The sequence below is a fragment of the Nostoc sp. DSM 114159 genome (assembly GCF_053470285.1).
This window is the reverse complement of the sequence record NZ_JBPFEH010000001.1, coordinates 1,619,777-1,641,783: the sequence shown is the minus strand read 5'-3', so window position 1 is coordinate 1,641,783 and position 22,007 is coordinate 1,619,777. Positions and strand designations below refer to the sequence as shown.

Annotated in this window: 20 protein-coding genes and 1 pseudogene; 11 read left to right on the top strand and 10 right to left on the bottom strand. The window is 38.5% G+C overall.

Annotated features, from left to right (window positions below):
* Window positions 1-326: 326 nt before the first annotated feature.
* The gene (locus ACR5KR_RS06610; RefSeq protein ID WP_448265905.1) at window positions 327-2,315 is read right to left on the bottom strand and encodes a DUF3137 domain-containing protein; all 1,989 of its coding nucleotides are present in this window, start codon (window positions 2,313-2,315) and stop codon (window positions 327-329) included.
* An 8-nt stretch (window positions 2,316-2,323) separates the two neighbouring features.
* Entirely contained in the window at window positions 2,324-2,881 is a 558-nt protein-coding gene (locus tag ACR5KR_RS06605) for a LemA family protein (RefSeq protein WP_445627234.1), read from the bottom strand.
* A gap of 193 nt (window positions 2,882-3,074) precedes the next feature.
* Between ACR5KR_RS06605 and ACR5KR_RS06600 the strand changes: the two genes are divergently transcribed.
* From ACR5KR_RS06600 to ACR5KR_RS06585, 4 genes are all read left to right on the top strand, one after another.
* A complete protein-coding gene (locus ACR5KR_RS06600; RefSeq protein WP_448265904.1) occupies window positions 3,075-3,668 on the top strand; it encodes a hypothetical protein in 594 nt (197 codons plus the stop codon).
* Window positions 3,669-3,866: 198 nt separating this feature from the next.
* A complete protein-coding gene (locus tag ACR5KR_RS06595) occupies window positions 3,867-5,129 on the top strand; it encodes an MFS transporter (protein ID WP_448265903.1) in 1,263 nt (420 codons plus the stop codon).
* 126 nt (window positions 5,130-5,255) lie between these two features.
* Window positions 5,256-7,151, top strand: coding sequence for a biosynthetic-type acetolactate synthase large subunit (gene ilvB, locus ACR5KR_RS06590; protein ID WP_448265902.1), 1,896 nt, complete (start codon window positions 5,256-5,258; stop codon window positions 7,149-7,151).
* A 661-nt stretch (window positions 7,152-7,812) separates the two neighbouring features.
* Entirely contained in the window at window positions 7,813-8,127 is a 315-nt protein-coding gene (locus tag ACR5KR_RS06585) for a hypothetical protein (protein ID WP_448265901.1), read from the top strand.
* Window positions 8,128-8,320: 193 nt separating this feature from the next.
* Here ACR5KR_RS06585 and egtD read toward each other — a convergent pair whose 3' ends face one another.
* The 3 genes and pseudogenes from egtD to ACR5KR_RS06570 form a co-directional block, all read right to left on the bottom strand.
* The gene (gene egtD / locus ACR5KR_RS06580; protein WP_445627239.1) at window positions 8,321-9,355 is read right to left on the bottom strand and encodes an L-histidine N(alpha)-methyltransferase; all 1,035 of its coding nucleotides are present in this window, start codon (window positions 9,353-9,355) and stop codon (window positions 8,321-8,323) included.
* Between the two features lie 164 nt (window positions 9,356-9,519).
* Complete coding sequence (locus tag ACR5KR_RS06575; RefSeq protein WP_445627240.1) at window positions 9,520-9,699, bottom strand: hypothetical protein; 180 nt, start codon at window positions 9,697-9,699, stop codon at window positions 9,520-9,522.
* A 46-nt stretch (window positions 9,700-9,745) separates the two neighbouring features.
* Window positions 9,746-9,835 (bottom strand): annotated as a pseudogene (locus ACR5KR_RS06570) (ergothioneine biosynthesis protein EgtC); the annotation flags it as partial.
* A 1-nt stretch (window position 9,836) separates the two neighbouring features.
* Between ACR5KR_RS06570 and ACR5KR_RS06565 the strand changes: the two are divergent.
* Window positions 9,837-10,598, top strand: a complete 762-nt coding sequence (locus ACR5KR_RS06565; protein WP_448265900.1) for a nucleotidyltransferase domain-containing protein — start codon at window positions 9,837-9,839, stop codon at window positions 10,596-10,598.
* A 239-nt stretch (window positions 10,599-10,837) separates the two neighbouring features.
* Here the strand turns inward: ACR5KR_RS06565 and ACR5KR_RS06560 are convergent, their stop codons facing one another.
* From ACR5KR_RS06560 to ACR5KR_RS06550, 3 genes are all read right to left on the bottom strand, one after another.
* Window positions 10,838-11,218, bottom strand: a complete 381-nt coding sequence (locus tag ACR5KR_RS06560; protein ID WP_448270110.1) for a DUF423 domain-containing protein — start codon at window positions 11,216-11,218, stop codon at window positions 10,838-10,840.
* A gap of 136 nt (window positions 11,219-11,354) precedes the next feature.
* On the bottom strand, window positions 11,355-11,834 hold the full coding sequence (locus ACR5KR_RS06555) for a hypothetical protein (RefSeq protein ID WP_322712904.1): 480 nt from the start codon (window positions 11,832-11,834) through the stop codon (window positions 11,355-11,357).
* A gap of 551 nt (window positions 11,835-12,385) precedes the next feature.
* Window positions 12,386-13,369: a helix-turn-helix domain-containing protein gene (locus ACR5KR_RS06550; protein ID WP_448265899.1), complete on the bottom strand. Its 984-nt coding sequence runs from the start codon at window positions 13,367-13,369 to the stop codon at window positions 12,386-12,388.
* Window positions 13,370-13,837: 468 nt separating this feature from the next.
* On the opposite strand from ACR5KR_RS06550, the gene ACR5KR_RS06545 reads away from it, so the two are divergent.
* The 3 genes from ACR5KR_RS06545 to ACR5KR_RS06535 all read left to right on the top strand — a co-directional run bounded on the left by ACR5KR_RS06545 (window position 13,838) and on the right by ACR5KR_RS06535 (window position 16,918).
* Window positions 13,838-15,448 carry an acyl--CoA ligase family protein gene (locus ACR5KR_RS06545; RefSeq protein WP_448265898.1) on the top strand — a complete coding sequence of 537 codons (1,611 nt, stop codon included), beginning with the start codon at window positions 13,838-13,840 and terminating at the stop codon, window positions 15,446-15,448.
* Window positions 15,449-15,866: 418 nt separating this feature from the next.
* Window positions 15,867-16,235, top strand: coding sequence for a hypothetical protein (locus ACR5KR_RS06540; RefSeq protein WP_448265897.1), 369 nt, complete (start codon window positions 15,867-15,869; stop codon window positions 16,233-16,235).
* Between the two features lie 248 nt (window positions 16,236-16,483).
* Entirely contained in the window at window positions 16,484-16,918 is a 435-nt protein-coding gene (locus tag ACR5KR_RS06535; protein WP_445627246.1) for a GFA family protein, read from the top strand.
* Between the two features lie 439 nt (window positions 16,919-17,357).
* Here the strand turns inward: ACR5KR_RS06535 and ACR5KR_RS06530 are convergent, their stop codons facing one another.
* Entirely contained in the window at window positions 17,358-17,555 is a 198-nt protein-coding gene (locus ACR5KR_RS06530; RefSeq protein ID WP_448265896.1) for an NblA/ycf18 family protein, read from the bottom strand.
* Window positions 17,556-17,820: 265 nt separating this feature from the next.
* Here ACR5KR_RS06530 and ACR5KR_RS06525 point away from each other — a divergent pair, with 265 nt between their 5' ends.
* Both ACR5KR_RS06525 and ACR5KR_RS06520 read left to right on the top strand, forming a co-directional pair.
* Window positions 17,821-18,624 (top strand): peroxiredoxin-like family protein, encoded by an 804-nt coding sequence (locus tag ACR5KR_RS06525; protein ID WP_448265895.1) that lies wholly within the window; start codon window positions 17,821-17,823, stop codon window positions 18,622-18,624.
* 906 nt (window positions 18,625-19,530) lie between these two features.
* Entirely contained in the window at window positions 19,531-19,947 is a 417-nt protein-coding gene (locus tag ACR5KR_RS06520; protein ID WP_445627249.1) for a response regulator, read from the top strand.
* On the opposite strand, the gene ACR5KR_RS06515 is transcribed toward ACR5KR_RS06520, so the two are convergent.
* Window positions 19,948-20,346, bottom strand: coding sequence for a DUF6335 family protein (locus ACR5KR_RS06515; protein WP_448265894.1), 399 nt, complete (start codon window positions 20,344-20,346; stop codon window positions 19,948-19,950).
* Between the two features lie 478 nt (window positions 20,347-20,824).
* Here ACR5KR_RS06515 and ACR5KR_RS06510 point away from each other — a divergent pair, with 478 nt between their 5' ends.
* Window positions 20,825-21,922, top strand: a complete 1,098-nt coding sequence (locus ACR5KR_RS06510; RefSeq protein ID WP_448265893.1) for a DJ-1/PfpI/YhbO family deglycase/protease — start codon at window positions 20,825-20,827, stop codon at window positions 21,920-21,922.
* Window positions 21,923-22,007 lie beyond the last annotated feature (85 nt).

The window sequence follows — 22,007 nt, the reverse complement described above, 5'->3', positions numbered from 1 at the left end:
AGGGAATTGTTTGCACATTTTCCCTACTTGTAACTTATTATCCCATCCAGGGGGATAGGATAGGTGAGAAAATCAAAATAATACATCAAAAGTAAGATTTTTGTGCGGCATTGGGTATGGGAAATTGAATCAAAGTACACTTTTGACCTCTCTCTTAAAAGAAAAGAGGCTTTGAATTTTTCCCCCTTCCCGCCACGAGTTGGGGGTTAGGGGGTTAGGTCTGCGTACCTTATTCAATTAAAAATGTCTATATCCTAGAATAACGAAAGCGTTTAAGATGCTGAAAAGCTGCATTATCCCTGAAACTTATTTGGTGAAACTCTGTCTCAAATATGTCGATCAAGATTTAAGTCTTCAACAATTCCCAACATCAAGTTGAGGGTGTCAAAATATTCTCTTAAAGGCGCAAAATTTAACACACTTTTATATAAACTAGGGTCAAATATATTATTTTCTACCGCTTCTTCAATGGCTATATATATCATGTCATCAACAAAAGAAATATAAATATTTCTATTGGTTTTCTTGCGAAAGTTAACTATTTTATCCATTAAACTAGTAGATAAGACATAGCGTGCTTCTATTTGGTCATCACCATAAACAGTAAAAAATTTAGCAAATTCTGGATCTTCTAATTTAATTAGCTGTTTCTTAGCATGATTAAGAGCATGAATATTCGCGTTGATAACTTTTGGTTGAACAATTGTAACAGTTCGCAAAATTTTGTGAAACTTAGCTTTAAAAAACAATCCTTTAAATATTATACTCGCACGTGTAAATTGATTTCTAAAAACTTCACCTTCAAATTTTTTATATTCAATATTTTTACCTGACAAAATACTGCCAAATATATATGGAACTGTTTTTAATAATCTAACACATAAAAAAAATATATAAGATATCAATGGTGGAATAATAGTAAGGTTATATAACAAATACCAATTTGAATAAATTCTGTCTTTTTGCAACCTTCTAATTGATGGAATATCTAGAGGATTTATTCGAGAATGTTTCAATTCTGATTCTGCGCGAATATTAGAAAAGTGGATATTAACACCATGAATTCTGCCATAAATATAATCATCTTGTATAATACTATTTGATTTTATGATTCCTTGAAACAATTGGCTGTGATTAAAGCTATCTGTAATATTTTTGATATCTCTGACTGAAGAATGATATATATACTTTAATCTTCGTTTTTCATCTACAAAAGTAAATATTTTTTCAGGCATTTTTAATTTATATGGAATAGAAAATGTTTCAAATGCTGCGCTATAAAAAGTTATCCAAATCGAAAAAATAAATAAAAAAGCTAATAAATAGCTAAAAAAGAAAAAGATAAATAGAAATGGTATTACTATTATTGTTTTAGAGTTAATTTTAAAAAACAAACTATTTTCATTAGAAACTTTAAGAAGATAAGATATAACTGGAAACAACCTAACTAAGACAATTGCAATAAATAAAAAAACTAAATGAGCAGTAAAAACAGATAATAAAACTTGTTTTCTACGAGATTCAAAAACTTTTAATTCGCTCAATAAACTGTTTTGACAAAATACTTTGAATTCTTTTAATGTTTTTGGTGTAAATTTTTCAATAGTTGATTCGGTTTCTTCTGCCAATGTTTCGCTTGGTAATTGTAGCTTAACTTCTGATTCATTGGGGTTTGGTGCAGTCGCAGACACATTAATATCATCTGTAAATAGCTCTGTAAATAAAAGTTGCCTTGCCCATTTTCTCGTTGCTTCGTCTTCATTAATTAGGAGTTGCTGGCAAAGAGCGATCGCTTGATTAATTTGTCCATTCTCGTAATATGCTTTTATCAGCCATTTGTGTGCTTGCAAATATTGTTTTGTAGCTGGAGAAGCAGCTTTACAAAAAATTTTAAATGCTCGAATTGCTTCTTTATAGCGTTTTTTGGTCAAGGCTTCATATCCAGTATTTATAAGTTCAGTCTCTTGTGCAGGAGTGAGTGAACCTTTAGTTGAATTTAGTGATGATTTTGACTCTGTAACTTTAGCTTCTGGAAGAATTTCGGCAAGATAGTACTGTGCTAATATCTGAGTAGTTTTATGTTTACTGTTACTCAATTCTTTGCATAAATTAATTGCTTTATCAAAGCGTCCATTATAAAGGTATGCGTCTAAAAGCAATACTCGTGCATACAAATATTCTTTTGTATTGGTTTCTGGATTATTTTGGAAAAACTTTTCCAATGTCTGAAGCGCTAAATTGTAATTTTGATATTGTAATAACTTAGCTATTCCATTTAATAATTCTTGATTTGGTGCAGAATTAGATTTTGGCATATTTAAACTTACTTATGGTTTATTTCAATATTTACATTGTTTCTTGCTTGTGGATTAGCTTTAAACTGCAATTTTGATTCATATTTCATTAATAAAGCCATAATATTTGTTGGAAACATTTCTACAGCGTTATTATATTCAGTCACGGCAGAGTTATAAAATCTTCTAGCGGCAGAAAGTTGTTCTTCTACTTCACTTAATGAATATTGTAATTGGATAAAATGGTCGTTTGTTTTTAATTCGGGATAGGCTTCAAATATTACTATAATTTGGCTTAACATTCTCGAAATTTGGTCTTCTACAACAACTCGGCTATTGTCACTTAAATTTTTTGAAGTTACTGTACTTCTGAGCCTGCTAATTTCTATCAATGTTTTTTGCTCAAATTGCATATATATTTGAGCTAAGGTAACAAGTCTAGGTATCAAATCGCTTCTTTTTTGCAGAATCACATTAATCGTAGAAAATGCATTATTAACTTGATTCTTTTTTTTAATTAAACTATTATATGAAATAATACAAACTATTCCTAAAATTATAAAATTAATTAAAAAACAAATAAACATTTAATTTAGGAGATTAATCTAATATTATTTATAATCAAAAATAAGAAGCTTTTAGAATAGTATTATTTCGGAAAAATATGTGAAAAAGCTATAATTTACTCAGTAAAAACAAGGTAATATATATCAAAAACACTTGATTTGTGAAAAAGCTCTTTACATCGGAAGAGTCAAAAAATCAAAGGTAGTGTAAAAGATGAGTATAATTATTTGCCCTGGAATTCATGAGCCAGAGTTAACTGAAAGCTTTAGAGTCGAATTGTTAGATTTAGTTTCTCATAGCGCGATACCTGCGGTGAGCTACGCTAACACACCTAACCCCATAAATATACTCGTTTATCCGGGTAAAGATGTTTTGGTTTTATCACCATTGCACATTTTGCGGTTTTTGCGCGATTACTTGACCGACTCTTTAGAATCACCAATTATATTCATAAGCTTTAGCGCTGGCGTAGTTGGGGCAATAGGGGCAGCACATTTGTGGCAACTCTTGGGTGGTCGTGTGAAAGCGTTTATTGCTATAGATGGATGGGGAGTACCACTACAGGGAAATTTTCCGATTCATCGGATAAGTCATGATTATTTCACTCATTGGAGTTCATGTTTACTTGGTAGCGGGCAAAATAACTTTTATGCAGAGCCAGCAGTCGATCATTTGTCCATTTGGAAATCTCCCCAAACTGTACAAGGCTGCTGGGTAGATTCATCCATCGAGATTATTCCACCCAAAGGTCGTCTGACAGCAAGTGAATTTTTGCTTATGCTGTTAAAGCACTATGAAGCAAATTAATCCGGACAATGGAGTAAGTAAACAGGAGTTAAGAGTGAGGAGTTAGGAGTTAAGAGTGAGGAGTTAGGAGTTAAGAGTGAGGAGTTAGGAGTGAGGAGTTAGCGTTTATTCTAGCCTCTGCCCCATGCCCCATGCCCAATGCCCCATGCCCAATGCCCAATGCCCAATGCCCCATGCCCCATCTACCCAAAGTATCTAATGTTTCCAACTGAACCAGCTGCTGTTAATAACGGGTTTAGCGCACTGCTAAAAAACCGTGGTTTTATGCTCCTGTGGATTGGGCAACTTCTGTCCCAATTAGCAGATAAGGTCTTCTTCGTTTTGCTGATTGCTCTTTTAGAGAACTACCCACCGCTTCCTGGGTTGGCACAAAACTCAATGTACTCAACCTTGATGCTGTCCTTTACAATCCCAGCAATTTTGTTCGGTTCTGCCGGTGGTATCTTTGTTGACCGTTTGCCAAAAAAGCTGATTATGGTCGGCTCAGATGTCGTGCGGGGAATATTAACGCTGTGTCTTCCCTTGTTACCACGACAATTCCTGATTTTGTTAATCCTGACTTTTGCCATTTCCACGGTGACGCAATTTTTTGCACCAGCCGAGCAAGCAGCAATTCCCTTGTTGGTGAAGCGAGAAAATTTGTTGGCAGCTAATGCACTATTTAGCAGCACGATGATGGGAGCTTTAATTGTTGGTTTTGCCATTGGAGAGCCGATTTTGAGTTTGTCGAAAAGCTGGATGGGAGAAGAATACGGTCAAGAGCTTGTGGTTGGTGGATTATATATATTATCGGCTGCAATTATGCAGCCAATTAAGTTTAAAGAAGACAAACCTCACCGAGAACATCGAGTATCAAATCACCTTTGGGCTGAATTCACTGAGAGCCTGCGCTATCTTAAGAAAAACCCTTTGATCTTGAATGCTATGCTGCAACTGACAACCTTATATTGTGTGTTTGCAGCCTTAACAGTGCTGACGATTCGATTAGCCGAGGAGTTTGGTCTAAAAGAAAAACAGTTTGGCTTTTTCTTGGCAGCAGCAGGAGTAGGTATGGTCTTTGGTGCGGCAATTTTAGGTCACTGGGGTGATAAATTGCATCGCAAGCCTCTACCTTTAATTGGATTTTTGATGATGGCACTAGTTTTAGGAGTGTTCACTTTTACGCACAACTTGTTGCTGGCACTAGGACTCTGTGCATTTTTGGGTATAGGTGCTGCCTTAATTGGTGTCCCCATGCAAACTTTAATTCAACAGCAAACACCACCGACCATGCACGGTAAAGTATTTGGCTTTCAAAATCATGCCGTCAACATCGCTCTGGCATTACCTCTGGCGATTACTGGGCCATTAACTGATGCTCTGGGCTTGCGATTTGTACTAGTAGGAATCAGTATTGTTGTCGTGGTTGTCGGTGTTTGGGCTTGGAAAAATACCCGCAATGTCTTGCAAGACGTAATTTAATTAATGTAGGCTAATAATCTAGCTTTATATCTAATATATAAAATTCTCAGAATTTAATTGGACTTTTCCATTAAAATGAAATCTTAACTACAGAATTCAGCATTAACTTTAGCTATAGTCTGAGGTTTGACCGTGCGATCGCTTTCCCCAATTAGTCTCCCACAAATCGAGAATCACAAACAGTCTCGTGCTTCTAGTCCGCCAGTCGTGCCCAAACGTGCATCTGGCGGTTTTGCTCTGCTTGACAGCCTTCATCGCCACGGCGTTGATTATATTTTTGGTTATCCTGGTGGGGCAATTCTCCCAATTTACGATGACCTGTATAAGGTGGAAGCAACTGGTGCTATGAAGCACATTCTCGTGAGACACGAGCAAGGCGCAGCCCACGCTGCTGATGGTTATGCCCGTGCTACAGGCAAAGTAGGAGTATGCTTTGGTACTTCTGGGCCAGGAGCAACTAACTTGGTGACAGGCATCGCCACCGCCTACATGGATTCAATCCCGATGATTGTGGTTACAGGACAGGTAGCACGTCCGTCGATTGGTACAGATGCGTTTCAGGAAACTGATATTTACGGGATTACCCTCCCAATCGTCAAGCACTCCTATGTGGTGCGCGATCCCAAAGATATGGCGCGAATTGTCGCCGAAGCGTTTCACATCGCTAGCACTGGGCGTCCGGGGCCAGTTTTGATTGATGTCCCTAAAGATGTTGCTCTAGAAGAATTTGACTATGTACCTGTAAAACCAGGTTCAGTCAAGTTACGCGGTTATCGTCCCACGGTGAAGGGAAATCCCCGACAAATTCATGCCGCGATTCAGTTGATTACTGAAAGTCGCCGTCCGCTATTGTATGTGGGTGGTGGTGCGATCGCAGCTGGTGCCCATGAAGAAATCAAACAACTAGCTGAATTATTCGATATCCCTGTCACCACAACCTTAATGGGGATCGGTGCCTTTGACGAACATCATCCCCTGGCTTTGGGAATGTTGGGGATGCACGGCACAGCTTACGCTAACTTCGCTGTTAGTGATTGTGACTTACTGATTTGCGTTGGCGCTAGATTTGACGATCGCGTTACAGGTAAATTAGACGAATTCGCTTCCCGCGCCAAAGTAATTCACATCGACATCGATCCGGCAGAAGTCGGCAAAAACCGCATTCCCGAAGTGCCCATTGTCGGCGATGTACGGAACGTCTTAGTAGACTTGTTGCGTCGCTGCAAAGAAGCAGGGATTAAGGCCACACCAAATCAAAACCAAGAGTGGCTAAATCTAGTTAACCGTTGGCGCGAAGAGTATCCTCTGGTAGTGCCGCAGCATCCCGACAGCATTTCACCCCAAGAAGTAATTGTAGAAGTCAATCGCCAAGCACCCCACGCTTTCTACACTACAGATGTCGGACAACATCAAATGTGGGCAGCACAATTCCTGAAGAATGGCCCAAGGCGCTGGATTTCTAGCGCTGGTTTAGGAACTATGGGTTTTGGCTTACCTGCGGCAATTGGCGCGAAAGTGGCGTTTCCTGATGAAGAAGTCATCTGTATTAGTGGTGATGCTAGTTTCCAAATGTGTTTGCAGGAACTAGGAACAGCAGCACAGTATGGAATAAATGTCAAGACAATAATTATCAACAACGGCTGGCAAGGGATGGTGCGCCAGTGGCAGCAAGCCTTCTATGGTGAACGCTACTCATGCTCCGACATGGAAATAGGGATGCCAGACGTAGAGTTATTGGCAAAAGCTTATGGCATTAAGGGTATGGTAATCAGCGATCGCAGTCAATTAAAAGATGCGATCGCCGAAATGCTGGCACACAAAGGCCCAGTAATCTTAAATGTCCACGTCACCAGAGACGAAAACTGCTATCCAATGGTAGCTCCTGGTAAGAGCAACGCTCAAATGGTCGGCTTACAGAAGCAAGCACCGAAAGCCGCAGCCGAGCCAGTGTATTGTAGCCATTGCAATGCCAAAAATGCTCCCACTCACAATTTTTGCGCTGAGTGTGGCACAAAGCTGTAACGCTTTTTGATAATTCAGACTAGAGAGGTAGGGGAGCAAGGAGAAGGGGAGCAAGATGCAGGAATTCCCCTAATTCTTGCCCCCTTTCCTCTTACGTAGGTATCCTTTAATCTTCCTAATGATGTTATATTTCTGTTTTAATTGCAGCAAAGCGTTCTGAAAACTACTTTATCAAACTTAGATTTTATTAAAAATTCATATACTTTTTACTTTAGTTAGTTAAATATGCGAGTGAAAGCTGATTTTATATAAATCAGTTTTCTTTTAAAATTCAGTAACATTCCTCTTTTATTAAAAAGTTAAACATAAATACAATATTAAAAGTTGTGCTGGCTTAGTTGATTAAAAAACGTCAATTATTCCAGGTGTATCTATTTGCTAACTTTTTTTCAGACAGATTCAATAGTCTTAAAATAACTGCTCTCTTTCTTTTACAAAAGAGAGTTTAGCTTTCTATTGATTGAGAAAATTAGATTGTTGTTAGCGAATTAATGTACTAAGCATTAATAGTCTGTTCATTTGAAAACGCTGTGTTCAAGTTTATTGAACAACAGCGTCATGACTTCTATGGAAAAATTGCAGTTTTATTTTTAACTGAGAACAAACACAACTTCTTTAAGCTTTGAATACTTCTGAACGCATATAATCAATCCCAATTCCTATGCAACAATATATTTCTCATTTGCTCGTACTGGTATTAGGAACAAGTTCAACTTTCCTTGTTACTCCATCTCAAGCTCAAACTCCGGTAAAAACCAAGAATCAAAATCCTGAAAATGTTACTTCCATATCTTCAAATTCACCTTCGGCTACCCAATTAAGTGATTTTACCAATTCTACTAATAGCAAACCACCTCTTCTTTCTGAGGTAACTAATAACTCTTCTGCTACTAATACCAATACAATAACAAATAAACCTCGTCCACGGGTTCCTATATTCAGCAGAATTTTTCCTACACCTTCGATGCAGCAATAATTAGCGATTAAACATTTAGTTTACTTGCTTGGGTCGATCAAAATTTGCATTCATACATTTTGACCTCTCTCCTTTAAGGAGAGAGGCTTTGAATTATGACTCCTTAATGCTTGTAGGGAAGGGCTGTTTTTGTTAGCTATATATTGGACTCAACTGAGAACCACTATATATATCAGGCATACTCTGATTTGCTTTATGCTTGCAGCTGACAGAGGATTAAGCCAAACCATTGATTTGGATCTCTCCACACATGAAGAGGTAATAAACCTTGTGCAGTTAGTTGCTGTTTGATAATATTAAGGTCAAATTTGCGAGAAATTTCGGTGAGGATAGTCTCACCTAGTGCAAAATTAACCTTAAGATTAAGAGCGCGTAATTCTACAATTTGCGATCGCAAGCTGCGTAAATGCATTTCTATTTGATGCTCGCTTTCATTGTAAAATGCTCGGTGTTCAAACTGGGTGGTGTCAAAGTTACCCTCAAACCGCTGATTTAAATGTTCCAGCATATTGAGGTTAAATGCAGCTGTCACTCCCTGGCTGTCGTTATAAGCTGGTTCTAAAATCTGTTTTGGCTTTCGTAAATCTATCCCCAATAAAAAATACTCACCTACTTGTAGAGCATTAGTTATTTGAGAGAAGAACACATCACATTCATCAGGGGTAAGATTACCTAAACTGCTACCAATAAAACAAATCATCCGACTGGGTAATTGCGTCGGTAGGAGTTTTGCAAGGGCTAATTCATAGGTTCCCGCTAGTGCATAAACTTGGAGTAAAGGATAATCTCCCAATAACTGCTTGGCACTATTTTCCAACATACCTGCACTCACATCAATTGGTAGGTAATGCAGAGGATAGCCTAGTTGCTGGTAGGCATCTAGTAAAATGCGGGTTTTACTAGAACTACCACTGCCAAGTTCTACCAATTCACAAACGCCAGTTATCTTGGCAATTTCACCAGCATACTGCTGTAAAATCGTTGTTTCTGTGCGTGTAAGATAATATTCTGGTAAATCGCAGATTTGCTCAAACAGATCGGAACCACGGTCATCATAAAAGTAACAAGGGGGTAGAGATTTAGGTGTTTGAGTTAATCCCTTCACTACATCACTCCCAGCACTAGATGCAACTATTTGAGTCGCTCCTATCAAACGCTCTATCTGCAAGCGTTTTTCAACGCTGCTTTGAGAAATAACCTTGCTATTAACAGCTTTAGATATCGACATGAAACCTCCGTTTGCTTGGCGTAATAGGTTACTTTGATAGCAGACCTTTATTCCAATCAGTGAAACACATAGCCATAGTTAATAAAATCATGTTTGAGCAATATAGCTCAAGCTTTCAAGCTATTTTTCCGCATTTTCCCATTAAAATAGTAGCAAGTAAGTGCCTAAGTGCTATGTTCTTGCAACGATAAAGATTTGATATAGGCAATATACCCTAAGTACCAGCAAATAGCAGATCGTGTCAGAATGAGGTTGACTAAAGAATATGGCTTAGTCATATCCTGGAATAGCGCCAAAGTTTTCGAGCGATATTCATCGTAGGCTGGAGAAATAGCCTTTTTCACACTAAATTTACTCAATTTGAATTTCATAGTCTGCTCCCACACTAATGAAACTCTGGACGATGAGTGAGTGTTCTGGTTTATATAGAATATCTTTTAAAGAAATAGGCGAACCGAGGTAAGCAAGTAAACGGCACATTATGAATATTCCAACTTCTCTTAACACAATTATTAGGCAACAGCCTTACCCGTTTTTATTCGCCATCATTAGTGGTTCCCATTTATATGGCTTTCCCTCACCCGATTCTGATTATGACTTGCGTGGTGTCCATATTTTACCAGTTCAAGAAGTAGTGGGATTACAGACTAAAAATGAAACTATTGAAGTTTCAGAAGTTCGCGAATCTTTAGAAATTGATTTAGTAACTCATGATGTCAAAAAATTCTTTTTGATGCTACTTAAAAAGAATGGTTATGTGTTGGAACAATTGTATTCTCCTTTAATATTAATAACCTCACCTGAGCATGAGGAATTGAAAATTATTGCTAAAAATTGTATTACCCGTCATCATAGTTACCATTATATTGGTTTTGCCGCAACACAATGGAAACTTTTTGAGAAAGAAAATGCGCATCGAATTAAACCATTACTTTATGTTTATCGAGTTCTATTAACTGGGATCTATCTGATGCAAACAGGAATAGTTGAGTCTAATTTAATTAAGCTAAATGAGGTTTTTAATTTGCCATATATTTCTGATTTGATCGCCCAAAAATTAGCAGGTACAGAAAAGTCTGTTTTGTCAGATATTAATGTAGCTTTTCATCAAAGAGAATATGAACGTCTGCATAATAATTTACAGGAGGCATATCAATCTAGCTCATTACCTGAAACACCTTCATGTAATGCAGATTTGGATAATTTGTTAATACGCCTGAGAACAAAGAGCTATAAATTATAAGCTTTTAACTCCTCACTACTAGCATTTTAAAAAAGATAAATTTAAACATTGAAAATTCTGCGTTATTTATAAATAACGGGGTTAATTGATTTGTATGCACCTTGTTGAAATTATGATTGATGAATTGACCAATTTTATTTTTTGGAAAATATTTTTGTTGAAAATATGCTGTAAAGACAAGATAAATGAGCCTCTAAAAAATGAAGTTAAGAGTTAAAAACTCCTAACTCCTAACTTTTTTACAACTTCAAATTCCAAGCAGCAAAAGCCAAAGCACCCCAACCTGCGAGAAAGGCTGTGCCGCCTAGTGGTGCGATCGCTCCCAAGGATTTAATACCGGTTATGCTAAGGGCGTACAAGCTACCTGAGAAAATAGCAATACCAATGATAAATAGCCATCCACTGGCTACGAGTGTGGGTTGAGGCGACTCGGTACGACTAATTAGTATTGCTACTAGAAAAAGTGCCAGAGCATGATACATTTGGTAACGAGCGCCAGTCTCAAAAATTTCTAGCGATCGCTCACTAATCTTTTCCCGCAGGGCATGGGAAGCAAAAGCACCAGCAGCAACCGACAAACCGCCTAAAATGGCAGCTACGCTCAAAAAAATCTGCGTCATGAGACCTAGCCGTAAGTTGAGTATTGTAGTCATTAGTCATTAATCATTGGTCATTAATGAATAACAAATAACATAGACGCGCCAGCGGCTTCCCGCAGGGTAGGACGAAAGACAAAGGACAAATGACTAATGACAATTAGACATCAAAATGATATGATACAGCCCCTTCTTCGTTTACCTTAAAATTTGCATTGAATTCTTTAGCTTTTTCATCTAAATATTGTCTGGCGTGGGCTGCGGGTAATTGTGACTGGATGGCAAAGCCTAAAACAGTTACGCGCCCGTGATTTTCTTGTAGCATCTCATAAAAAATCGATTGCAGGCGATCGCTAACTTGTTGATTAATTGCCTTTTTCTCCTGCCGACTTTGACGGTACAATCCCAATGCTAACCACGTGCCCAGTGTTAGGGTAGGGACACCAAAAATTAGACCGCCAACAGCAGCATTATTATCTTCATAAGTGGCATTCGGTGCGTTAAAGTCATACTCACCCGCCGGTATTGAGATGGCTTTAGGTGTAGCGAATTTTTCTAGTGCCGCTGTTGCTGATAGAGTTACAAACATGAATCCGAGTGTCAGTAGCCAACCGGCAGCTAATTTTTCAGCAGTTTTCATAGTTTCACTTCAGATTTACACTTTGCTTGCGATTTTAACCTGACTTTCATAAAGGTTCCAATATATCAATTAACCTGACTTTTCACGTTATGTGGAAAAATCTACCAAAAACCTAACCCCCTAATATCGTTTCCGGTTAAAGACTTATCATTAAGACGGCAGGGGAGCAGGGGGCAGGGGGAAAGAGGGTTTCCTGGTTTTTGCACAAATGCGGGAATTATAACTAATTAGGCGGACATGATATAACTCCCTTCCCGCGTCGGGAAGGGGGAAAATTCAAAGTCTCTCTCCTAAAAGGAGAGAGATTTAGAGAGAGGTTTTCCAGATACCGTGAAAAGTCAGATCAATTAACTCCCAGTTACAGTTTTTTAGCTTTTACACAATATTTTTTGCCTATGCAGACCATGCTCACCACTCATGATTGGAATGGAGTGGTGAGGACGGCGTAAGATTTAATAAAAGCTGAGTTCGGGATAAGCTGAAACTCTACATTAAACTGACTTTTCCCGAACTCAAGTCAATATTAAGATGTAATTGGATTGTGGTGCACGTTAATACGATCCTTCTGGTGGGGAAATATCAGATCCGACAACCACACCAGTATTATTAGTGGATTTAATCCCCGGTTTAACAGTAGGAGATTGTTGTTTTAACGATTGTAAAACAGAAGAAGAGTTATCTTGCTCAGTTGATATATTGGTATTTGCTTGTTGCTGGGACATCAAAGCTAATCCTCCCATTGCACCAGCAAGAAGAGCTGTATAACCTACATATAAATGCGTCGGACGAATTTCTAATCCCATTCCTTTTTTAGATTGGTACGAAAGGGGCTGAGTTACTGGTATAGCTGCTTGTACTGGTAAAGAAGCAGCTAAAGCAACACCATTAAGTCCTAAAGCATCTCCATAACGTCGGATAAATCCACGTAAAAAAATGTCATCTGGCAATTCTTTTGAGTTGCCGTTTTCTAATGCATCTATCAACTCGGTTCGGATATGAGTGGAAAGCTGGATGTGGTCCAAAGAAAGCCCTTTGGACAAACGGGTTTTCTGGAGTTGTTGCCCGATTTGACGTAGGCACACCATGCGTTGTTGGTCTGCTTGCAAGGCAAGTTCTGCTTGAGAAATTCTCTGATGATTCAGCAATTGCAGTGGTTTTTTCCACAGCGAATTTTCTGTTGCATTTTTAGAGGATTGCTCCTGTTGAGTGCAACACTCTTGCTGTATTTCTGATGAAGAATTGACTGTTTCCGTGGCTTGCTTCGTATCTGTAGCTGTTTCAACTTTTTGATTTTGTTGGGCAAATTGTCGAAATGCTAAACCGATCGCTTCTCTACCTACGGCTTTTAATAAATCTTGAGCTCGATCTGTTTCTTCACCTATTAACTTCTGCACAATCGCTAAAGCACGTCGATAAACTCGGCTACGATGCAGTTGTACTTCTATTTCTCCTAAAAGCGATCGCAACTCATCTTGAGAAATTTCAATATTTGGATTGCCCAGAATTTGCAAATAGTGTACAGGAGTAGTAACCATTGTGAAAACCTTTTATATTAACTCAATCAAAGAAATTTACAATCATATCTTCACTATTGTTTCCTAACTTCACCTTGGTTTTCCGGATGTTACTTGTATAAATTAAATTTTTTAATCGCTCGTTAACACTGGAACAAAGCCATAATAAATGCAGTCAACCCCTTTGGGGAATTCAAAATTCAAAATTCAAAATTCAAAATTCAATAATTTTTGATCCCCACAAATTAATTTAAGGGCTTGTACCTTTTTCTTTCTGGTCGCGATCGTAAAAATGATACTGGCATCTCTGTGAAAAAACCTTGAGTGCGTACCATTTGCAAGTAACCGGAATCTCAAGGTAGACTGAGCCTGCCTCTGAGTCTAGTCTAATTGAATGCGATCGCGGTAACTAAGTACTGTAAAAATCATCTAGTGCTTTATGACCGTATGGTATGCTCGTGCAGTAAATAATTACTGTTAGCATTAGCCATGAACCCTGAAGCAGTCGATCGCAGCTTTCTCACACCTCTAACTTTTATTCAACGTAATGCTAAAGTTTATAGTCAGAAAGTTTCTATTATATATAATCAAAAACGCTTCACTTACAGGGAATTTGCAGAGCGAATCAATTGTCTAGCTTCAGCACTGCATCATGCTGGACTTGAAAAAGGCGATCGCGTCGCTTTTTTTTGTTTCAATACTCCACCCATGCTAGAAGCCCATTTTGCTGTGCCTTTAATAGGTGGTATTTTAGTATCTATTAATACTCGTTTGGCTTCCCAGGAAGTTGCTTATATCTTAAATGATTGCGGTGCTAAATTTCTTTTTATTGATACAGAGTTAACAAATATAATTCGACCTATTCAAAATAGTCTTAAAACTGTTAAGTATATAATCAATATCAACGATAATCAAAAATTTGAACCGATAAATGAAGAGGATTATGAAGCATTTATCCAAACTGGTAATCCTACTCCTTTGCCTTGGGTAATTACAGATGAAATGGATACGATTTCTATTAATTACACTAGTGGAACTTCTGGTAAACCCAAAGGTGTAATGTATTCTCATCGCGGTGCATATATTAACTCTTTAGGAGAAATAGTTGAAACAACACTAACACCTAACTCGGTTTATTTATGGACTCTGCCGATGTTTCACTGCAATGGTTGGTGTTTTACTTGGGCGGTAACTGCTATCGGTGGTACTCATATTTGTTTGCGTAAGTTTAACCCTGGTAATATCTGGAAGTTAATTCAACAAGAAGGGGTAACTCATTTAAATGCTGCACCTGTAATTTTAATTTCTCTCCTCAATCATCCAGACTGTCCGCAATTATTAGCAAAACCTCTAACTATTACTACAGCAGGCGCACCACCATCACCAATATTAATTGAAAAACTTACTAAAATTGGCGCAAAAATTATTCACGTTTATGGTTTAACAGAAGTTTATGGCCCATATAGTGTTTGTGAATATCAATCAGATTGGAATAATTTAAATATTGAAAAACAAGCAAAACTTATGGCACGCCAAGGCGTACCTTATATCGGTGCAGATGGTTTACGAGTTATAGATCGAAATATGAATGATGTCCCGGCCGACGGTGAAACAATGGGGGAAGTGGTGATGCGGGGAAATATGGTGATGACAGGCTATTATAATGACCCAGAAGCAACTGAAAGGGTATTTAGAGGAGGATGGTTTCATAGCGGTGATTTAGCAGTAATGCACCCTGACGGTTATATTGAGGTGCGCGATCGCATGAAAGATATCATCATTACAAATGGAGAAAATGTCTCTAGTATTGAAGTTGAACAATGTCTTTACCGCCATGAAGCCGTGTTAGAATGTGCAGTTATTGCTGTACCTCATGCCAAGCGTGGTGAAGTGCCAAAAGCTTTTGTTACCCTCAAAGAAAACGCGCAAGTTACAGCACAAGAATTAATCCAATTCTGCCGCGATCAAATTGCTGCTTTTAAATGCCCTACGACAATTGAATTTACTACTCTGCCAAAAACTAGTACTGGTAAAATTCAAAAGTATCTTTTACGAGAAAAAGAATGGATAGGTTATGAAAAGAGGATTTATGGCAGTTAGTTGCGATATCTAAATTCACTGCCAAGTTTACCTGATATTGTTATTGAAGGATATAAGCGGCTGAAGTTGCGAATCAGGCAATGACTCCACAGCGCTAGTCTGTTCTAGATTGAGATTGAGTTAGTCAGTCTCATGCTGGGATGGTTGTTGCTAGATGTTTTTTCAGCTTTCCTGTAACCAACACCAATTAGACAGCTAGGGTCTGCAAAGGCGATTTTATAAAGAATTTTTAAGAAATTAACATTTTTCAGAAAACGAAAGACCTAATGCTGAAGTAATCCCCAAAAGTTCAGAATCATAGATTTTGTAGTTTACACACACCCTAGTGTCTGAAAACCTTACATGGTAAAGTCTCTGATGTACTTCATCCATGTCGAAACCTAATTATTAGTTTTTCAGTTTTTTGGAGGAGAGAAAAATGAGGAAGTTCAGCTGTTTGATGATTGTCGGGGCAGTATTGTCAATTAGTGCGCCGGCTATGGCTGAAAGTCGTGCCGTTAATATCAGTATTGGCAGTATTGGTGGTTCCTTAGATAATGCTGCTTTGCGAACAGTTCGTCAGGTTATCGGGTTTGCAGTCGGCACTGGTACCGTCGATAAATTCATTGTATATAGTCCCAGGGCTGGATCTATTCCCATCGAAGGAGGTTTATCTGCTTGTGCTGAAGCTGGCTTCGGGATCAGCAATACAACATTTAATGCTTTTATCCAGCAGTTGCGTTCAATTAATCCCAAACCAGGGACTTTCTACAATCTAGAACTTACCGCAAGCTGCAAACTCAAATAAGACGTTTGTACTCAAGCACGGTAGATGGGCTTCGTACCTTAGCCCATCCATCAAGTTAGGCTCTACGCGATAAACGCAAAACTCCATATTTTTAAATTGGAGATGTAACATCAATGTTGATTTAAATCAGCGTCAAGAAGCGACTAGATTAGTTGTATCAGCCTCTAAACTCAATAGTGCAGATACTTCCAGCATCAAACAAAAAAGAATGTCAAATTGAAGCGCATTTTTGGGAGTAGAGAAAAAATATGTCTAATGTGAGCATTGCAAAAGGTAGCTGCCTGTGCGGAGTAGTAAACGTTTCTACAACCCGTATGAGTAATCAGGTAGAAGCATGTCATTGTAGTATGTGTCGCAACTGGGGTGGAGGACCTTTGTTAGTAGTTGAGTGTGAAAGTGATGATGTTAGCTTCTCTGGTGAAGAATATATCGAAGTTTATCAATCTTCAGAATGGGCAGAGCGTGGATTCTGTAAGAAGTGTGGTAGCCATCTATTTTACAAATTTAAACAAAATAACCAGTATTTCATACCCGTTGGACTATTCGATAGCTGTGAAGGTCTTGTTTTCCATCGTCAGATATTCATAGATGAAAAGCCCAAATATTACTGTTTTGCCAATGAAACCAAGAACCTAACAGGGGCGGAGGTATTTGCACAGTTTGCACCGCAATCACAGCAGTAAAGATTGGAGTTACTTTTTAGCATATCTGTGATTGTCTGAGCAATTATTGTCAGGAAAGCCTTGGTAAATGCCTTACAGCTATTTTCAGGTAAATAGACCACGCGCTAGGGGCGCAAGGCCTTGCGCCCGACAGGTGTGGTTCAAATACATGAAAACTGTTGTAAGGTCACTTTTACGCAGACATCAAGTCAATTGGAGTACAAAAGAGACCTCTTGGCATTTGTGCTTTTTGCACTCTTGGGGAAAAGGTTTTGGTTAAAGGTTAAAGGGGAAAGGGACTTTTGCAAAGCCTTTTCTCCTTTTCCCGACAAATGCCAAGAGGTCTAAGGATTTCTGCTAGTGGATTCCAGGACTCTCCCAAGCTGGCAGCGACACAGGATTTCTACCAATATTTCTTTGTCGCTGCTAAAAATTTAAAACATTTATTGGCTTGTATGCTTTAGCCCAAAATTGAGTCTGAATCCAGTTGCCACTGATGTTTGAGCAATTCTTGATAAGTCGTTTCCCGGATTATCATCTGCTTATAGAGCATAAGCAAAAACTCTTGAGCTTGTTCGCGGGACATCTGTTGCACAACGTCTGCAAAAGTTCTAAGGCGAAATTCTTGTTCTAAAGATAATGTAATGGGTTGATTCATCGCAGGATCGATCGCCCAACTAGGCGAAAACTAAAAGGTCAATGTTGACAATCTTGAAAAGAAGCTTTCATACCTAGCTGCTGTTAGCAGTAATACACTCATCAAGCGACCTACTGGATATTGCCTTACTTAGCGGTGTCAAATCTAAATATGAACTTCTGTTAACTAGTATAACAAATTATTTACAAACTTGAGATGATGGCATGTTAATGCTTTAGTACATCCTGTGTCACTGATACCCCAAATATCTGAGTAATCATTTGTAATGAATCCTTACACTATCTTTAATCAGACCGAACTTCAGCGTGTTAGTGATGGCATGACCCGCCCCCTATTAGAAAATTGCGAGCCTGCCTCATATATCCTTGTTTTAGTCTGGCCCCAACTTGGGGATTTTGATAGTCTTGAATATGCGTGGTGGTTACAGCGCGAAGCTAAAAAATTGTCAGATGAAAAACTCGCTATTCGTGCAGTGGGAATTGGTAATCGCGCCTCTGGAATAAGATTTTGTGAATATACAGGATTTCCACCGGAAAATTTATTTGTTGAACCTAATGGAGAACTACATCACCAACTCAAACTTTATTCAGGTCTCAATTTTTCTTTCCCTGGACTTTCTCCTGCTCAGAAAGCTTGGCTAAATCTAGTGTTAATGTGTGCAGGCTTTGGAAGTCCTGGAACACTAAGAGAAGTTTTTCGGGGATACAGGGGAGATCGTCAAGCTCCTCAACTCATTGAAGATAATGAAATTATTCAAGGTACTCCTCTACCTGCTTTTAAAGGCTCGTTTTTCCAATTAGCTGGCGGAAGTGGGTTTCAACGCCCCTTTGAATTGGCTACTCTACGGCTACGGAATATGGTTGAAGTTCTCAGCAATTGGCATACTTATGTACCTAATTCTGCTTACTTAACTCAGCGTGGTGGAACTTTTCTGTTTGATACCAAAGGCCAGTTACTTTACGAACATCGAGATCCAGGAATTCTAGGTTTTGCTAGTAATATGAGTCGTCCCCTATCATTTTTATCCTCGATCGAAACGGAATTAGCTGGGCTTGGGAATCAATTTTAATCTCTGCTGTAGTTTTACAGTATCAACATATTTGAAAACCTCTTCAATAAGATTATTGGCTTTTTTTGTATGCTTAAATAAAGTGTTCTATCCCGATCAATCGTAACCTCACTATTTTATCCTGAGCTTGCATCTATTCCCCAATATGATTTTCCTGACGATAGTTACAGAGCCAAAGAAGAACTGATAAACCAGTTAGTTTTAGTTATTGGCGTCAGACATCCATTTGTTACCATCTCTAAACGCTTTGTGAAATCGTCTAAATATGCAAAGACAAAGACAAATCGGTTTCTCCTAATTGCTGGTAGGAGGTCACAATCGTCGGATGCAAGGCATCGCAAAATCAAATAAGGAAATATTATTATCAGGCGATTGATGCTGAATCGAGAAGACTGATAACCCAATCTTCGGTTAAAGAAGACAAGTAGTTTGTTGGGATACAAACCGACTGTAGTATGGGGCATCGGTGAGAGTATAATAAGATAAAGCGCATTTTGTCAATCAGTATTCAGAATGAGTTTTGACTCATTAATTCTGAATTATGCTGAAAATTGAGATAAGTAAAGACTTTCTAAAGACGCTTGAATTTCATTTGTACGAAGTGGTCTTCCAGTAGGAAAATAGATAAAGGAGTAGTAACCATCAAGCTATATGTTTGAAATCATGGTGTTAAATCATTTCTTATTAAAAGAGCCTGCTTCGGTATCTCATCAACATTCCGAGCATATCAATCTACTTTTGTAAATCTAAAATCTGCTCTAAAAGAAGCTCTAATGGGTGTAAAAAATAATTCGTAATTGATAATGACGCTTACGGACTCGCTAACGTAATTCGTAGTTGTAATCACTGCTTGCTCTGTACTCTCTTAATTACGAATTACGCATATAGCAAGTAAGGATAGATAAAATGTCATTTATTATGCAAACTTCTGGAACTCTTACTGGTTTAGATATCTTAGTCGTTGAGGATGATGACGATACTCGCTTTTTTATCACTACTGTCTTGGAAATGGATGGAGCAACAGTTATAGCAGTGATATCAGCAGCAGATGCACGCAATGTATTGTCTGAATTGCAACCCGATGTTTTAATTAGTGATATCGGGTTGCCTGGGGAGGATGGCTACACTTTCATCTCCAAATTTCGTGCGCTTAAAGCAAATAAATGTGGACGAGTCCCGGCTATTGCTTTAACAGCCTTTGCTGATAGTGAGGCTCGTATCCGTGCTTTGGAAGCTGGCTTTGACACTCATGTATCTAAACCGATCGCTCCAGAAGAACTAGTTGAGATAGTGGCTAATTTGGTTGCTTCTTGTAATTGGTAATTATTCTCTTCGGTCTTGATAATCTTCAGAAGACTTTGGATCTAACTCCCAGCGATCGCCATCACGATCCTCTAAAATATCGTTGGTATGCAGAAATTCCGAATCAGCCATTTCTAGCCCTACTGCTGCTTCTAAGTCCTCTGTGACATTTTGATCGGGAGTGGAAGTACTACCACCAACAGCTTCATCTCCAACTGCATCTGCATCTTGCCAATAAGCATCAACATCCCCACCAGTCAGTTCAGGACTAGTTTCTGTGTACTCGTCTCTTTCTACTTTTATTGAGCGTCCGCCAATATTGTATCCTGGCAAGTCTTTCACACCAGTACCGTAGGATTCGGTAATCTCTTGTGGCAAATCATTACTTTTAATTTTGTCATTATGATTTTTTTCTGCCATAATACTAGCCCTTTTCTGCATTCTCACAATAACGTTTTTCTGTTACAAATTTGTCTAACTAGAGGTGTATAGCTAAGAAAATAATCTATCCCCTGGGTACGACGCTAAACTAGCGATCGCGCCATAAGATTGTAGCTATGAATTCATGGTCAAGGAACTTGTAGTTGAAGTTATGAGTTAGAAGTTATCAAACCGAAATTATTCATTGGCGAACTTTTAACTCATAACTATTTCCTGTTTGGCAAAAATAGGCAACCAGAAATTAAATTTTGATGATAAATTTAGCATTTTTAACTCGTATTCTTACTTTCTAACTACCTAAATGCTAAATAACCAATCAAATCCTCAAATAATTTTGAGTACCGGAGGCAGATAATATGATAAGTAATTCAAAATTATTTATCCAAAAAATCATCTGTCTGTTTAACTTTTGTTGTAGTTAGTTAAAAACTAGAGAAATCAAAACGTAATACCATCTATGACTGAACATAACAATCACTCCGGCAAGAAAAAAGTTGCTATTCTCATTGAACAAGCAGTAGAGGATGCAGAATTTACAGTTCCATATAATGGGCTAAAACAAGCAGGAATGGAGGTAGTAGTCCTTGGTTCCCGAATGAATGAAAAATATAAAGGTAAACAAGGCAAACTTAGTATAGAAGCCGACGGTACCACAACCGAAGCGATCGCAGCCCAATTCGACGCAGTGGTGATTCCCGGTGGGATGGCTCCCGATAGAATGCGGCGGAACATCAACACAGTACGTTTTGTCCAAGAAGCTATCCAACAAGGAAAATTAGTCGCTGCTGTTTGTCACGGGCCACAAGTTTTAATTGAAGGCGACTTGCTCAAAGGTAAACAAGCCACTGGCTTTAGCGCTATTGCCAAAGACATGATTAACGCAGGCGCAAAATATCTAGATGAGCCATTGGTAGTTGATGGGAATTTGATTACATCTCGCGAACCTGGAGACTTGCCAATTTTTACCACAGCTATATTAAGTCGTTTGGGTTATGGTGGCAAAGATGCGGCATTACCAAATGAAAAAGACACAAGTGTTGAATGGTGGAAGCTGGCTGATGCTTGGGGTGGCTCAACTAAAGGTGAAATCACCAAAGGTTTAAATACTGCCCTTACTGGTGAACGTTATTCGCTAGAAACATTTGAAAACTACTTTGAAAAGGAATCAGATAGCGAAGTAAAATCAGTATTTCAAGAAATAATTGCTAATAAACAGCGCCACATTCAAAAACTGGAAACTTATCTTCAGTTATTGGGTGAAAAACCGTCTTTAGGAGCAAATATTGCTAATCAGTATGCCAAGGTAAAAACTGCCTTGACAGGAAGTGACGATATATATCAGTTACGTTCTGCATTGGGGGATGTGCAAACTGGTATCGGCGATATTGGCAATTTGTGTGCAATGTACACTGACCCAGTAGCAACAGCTATTTTCAAAGAAATTTACCACGATTTATCGAAATACGAACAGCGATTAGTAGAGTTGTATCGGACGCGGATAAGCACTCAGATTCAGCCTCCTAAGCCGACTACAGGAGCTGCTGTGTCAATGTAAGGTTTTTTGAACAAACCGCAGAGGCGCATATTCTTACAAAGAAGCAAGCTACACGTAGCGTCTTCTAAACAAGAACCCAGAGATA

Coding starts and splice junctions, on each gene's coding strand:
- ACR5KR_RS06530 (WP_448265896.1), bottom strand. CDS start 17,555: ATGAATCAACCCATTACATTATCTTTAGAACAAGAATTTCGCCTTAGA.
- ACR5KR_RS06605 (WP_445627234.1), bottom strand. CDS start 2,881: ATGTTTATTTGTTTTTTAATTAATTTTATAATTTTAGGAATAGTTTGT.
- egtD (WP_445627239.1), bottom strand. CDS start 9,355: ATGTCGATATCTAAAGCTGTTAATAGCAAGGTTATTTCTCAAAGCAGC.
- ACR5KR_RS06545 (WP_448265898.1), top strand. CDS start 13,838: ATGAACCCTGAAGCAGTCGATCGCAGCTTTCTCACACCTCTAACTTTT.
- ACR5KR_RS06515 (WP_448265894.1), bottom strand. CDS start 20,346: ATGGCAGAAAAAAATCATAATGACAAAATTAAAAGTAATGATTTGCCA.
- ACR5KR_RS06510 (WP_448265893.1), top strand. CDS start 20,825: ATGACTGAACATAACAATCACTCCGGCAAGAAAAAAGTTGCTATTCTC.
- ACR5KR_RS06600 (WP_448265904.1), top strand. CDS start 3,075: ATGAGTATAATTATTTGCCCTGGAATTCATGAGCCAGAGTTAACTGAA.
- ACR5KR_RS06550 (WP_448265899.1), bottom strand. CDS start 13,369: ATGGTTACTACTCCTGTACACTATTTGCAAATTCTGGGCAATCCAAAT.
- ACR5KR_RS06585 (WP_448265901.1), top strand. CDS start 7,813: ATGCAACAATATATTTCTCATTTGCTCGTACTGGTATTAGGAACAAGT.
- ACR5KR_RS06560 (WP_448270110.1), bottom strand. CDS start 11,218: ATGACGCAGATTTTTTTGAGCGTAGCTGCCATTTTAGGCGGTTTGTCG.
- ACR5KR_RS06520 (WP_445627249.1), top strand. CDS start 19,531: ATGTCATTTATTATGCAAACTTCTGGAACTCTTACTGGTTTAGATATC.
- ACR5KR_RS06610 (WP_448265905.1), bottom strand. CDS start 2,315: ATGCCAAAATCTAATTCTGCACCAAATCAAGAATTATTAAATGGAATA.
- ACR5KR_RS06595 (WP_448265903.1), top strand. CDS start 3,867: ATGTTTCCAACTGAACCAGCTGCTGTTAATAACGGGTTTAGCGCACTG.
- ACR5KR_RS06555 (WP_322712904.1), bottom strand. CDS start 11,834: ATGAAAACTGCTGAAAAATTAGCTGCCGGTTGGCTACTGACACTCGGA.
- ACR5KR_RS06540 (WP_448265897.1), top strand. CDS start 15,867: ATGAGGAAGTTCAGCTGTTTGATGATTGTCGGGGCAGTATTGTCAATT.
- ACR5KR_RS06565 (WP_448265900.1), top strand. CDS start 9,837: ATGAATATTCCAACTTCTCTTAACACAATTATTAGGCAACAGCCTTAC.
- ACR5KR_RS06535 (WP_445627246.1), top strand. CDS start 16,484: ATGTCTAATGTGAGCATTGCAAAAGGTAGCTGCCTGTGCGGAGTAGTA.
- ACR5KR_RS06525 (WP_448265895.1), top strand. CDS start 17,821: ATGAATCCTTACACTATCTTTAATCAGACCGAACTTCAGCGTGTTAGT.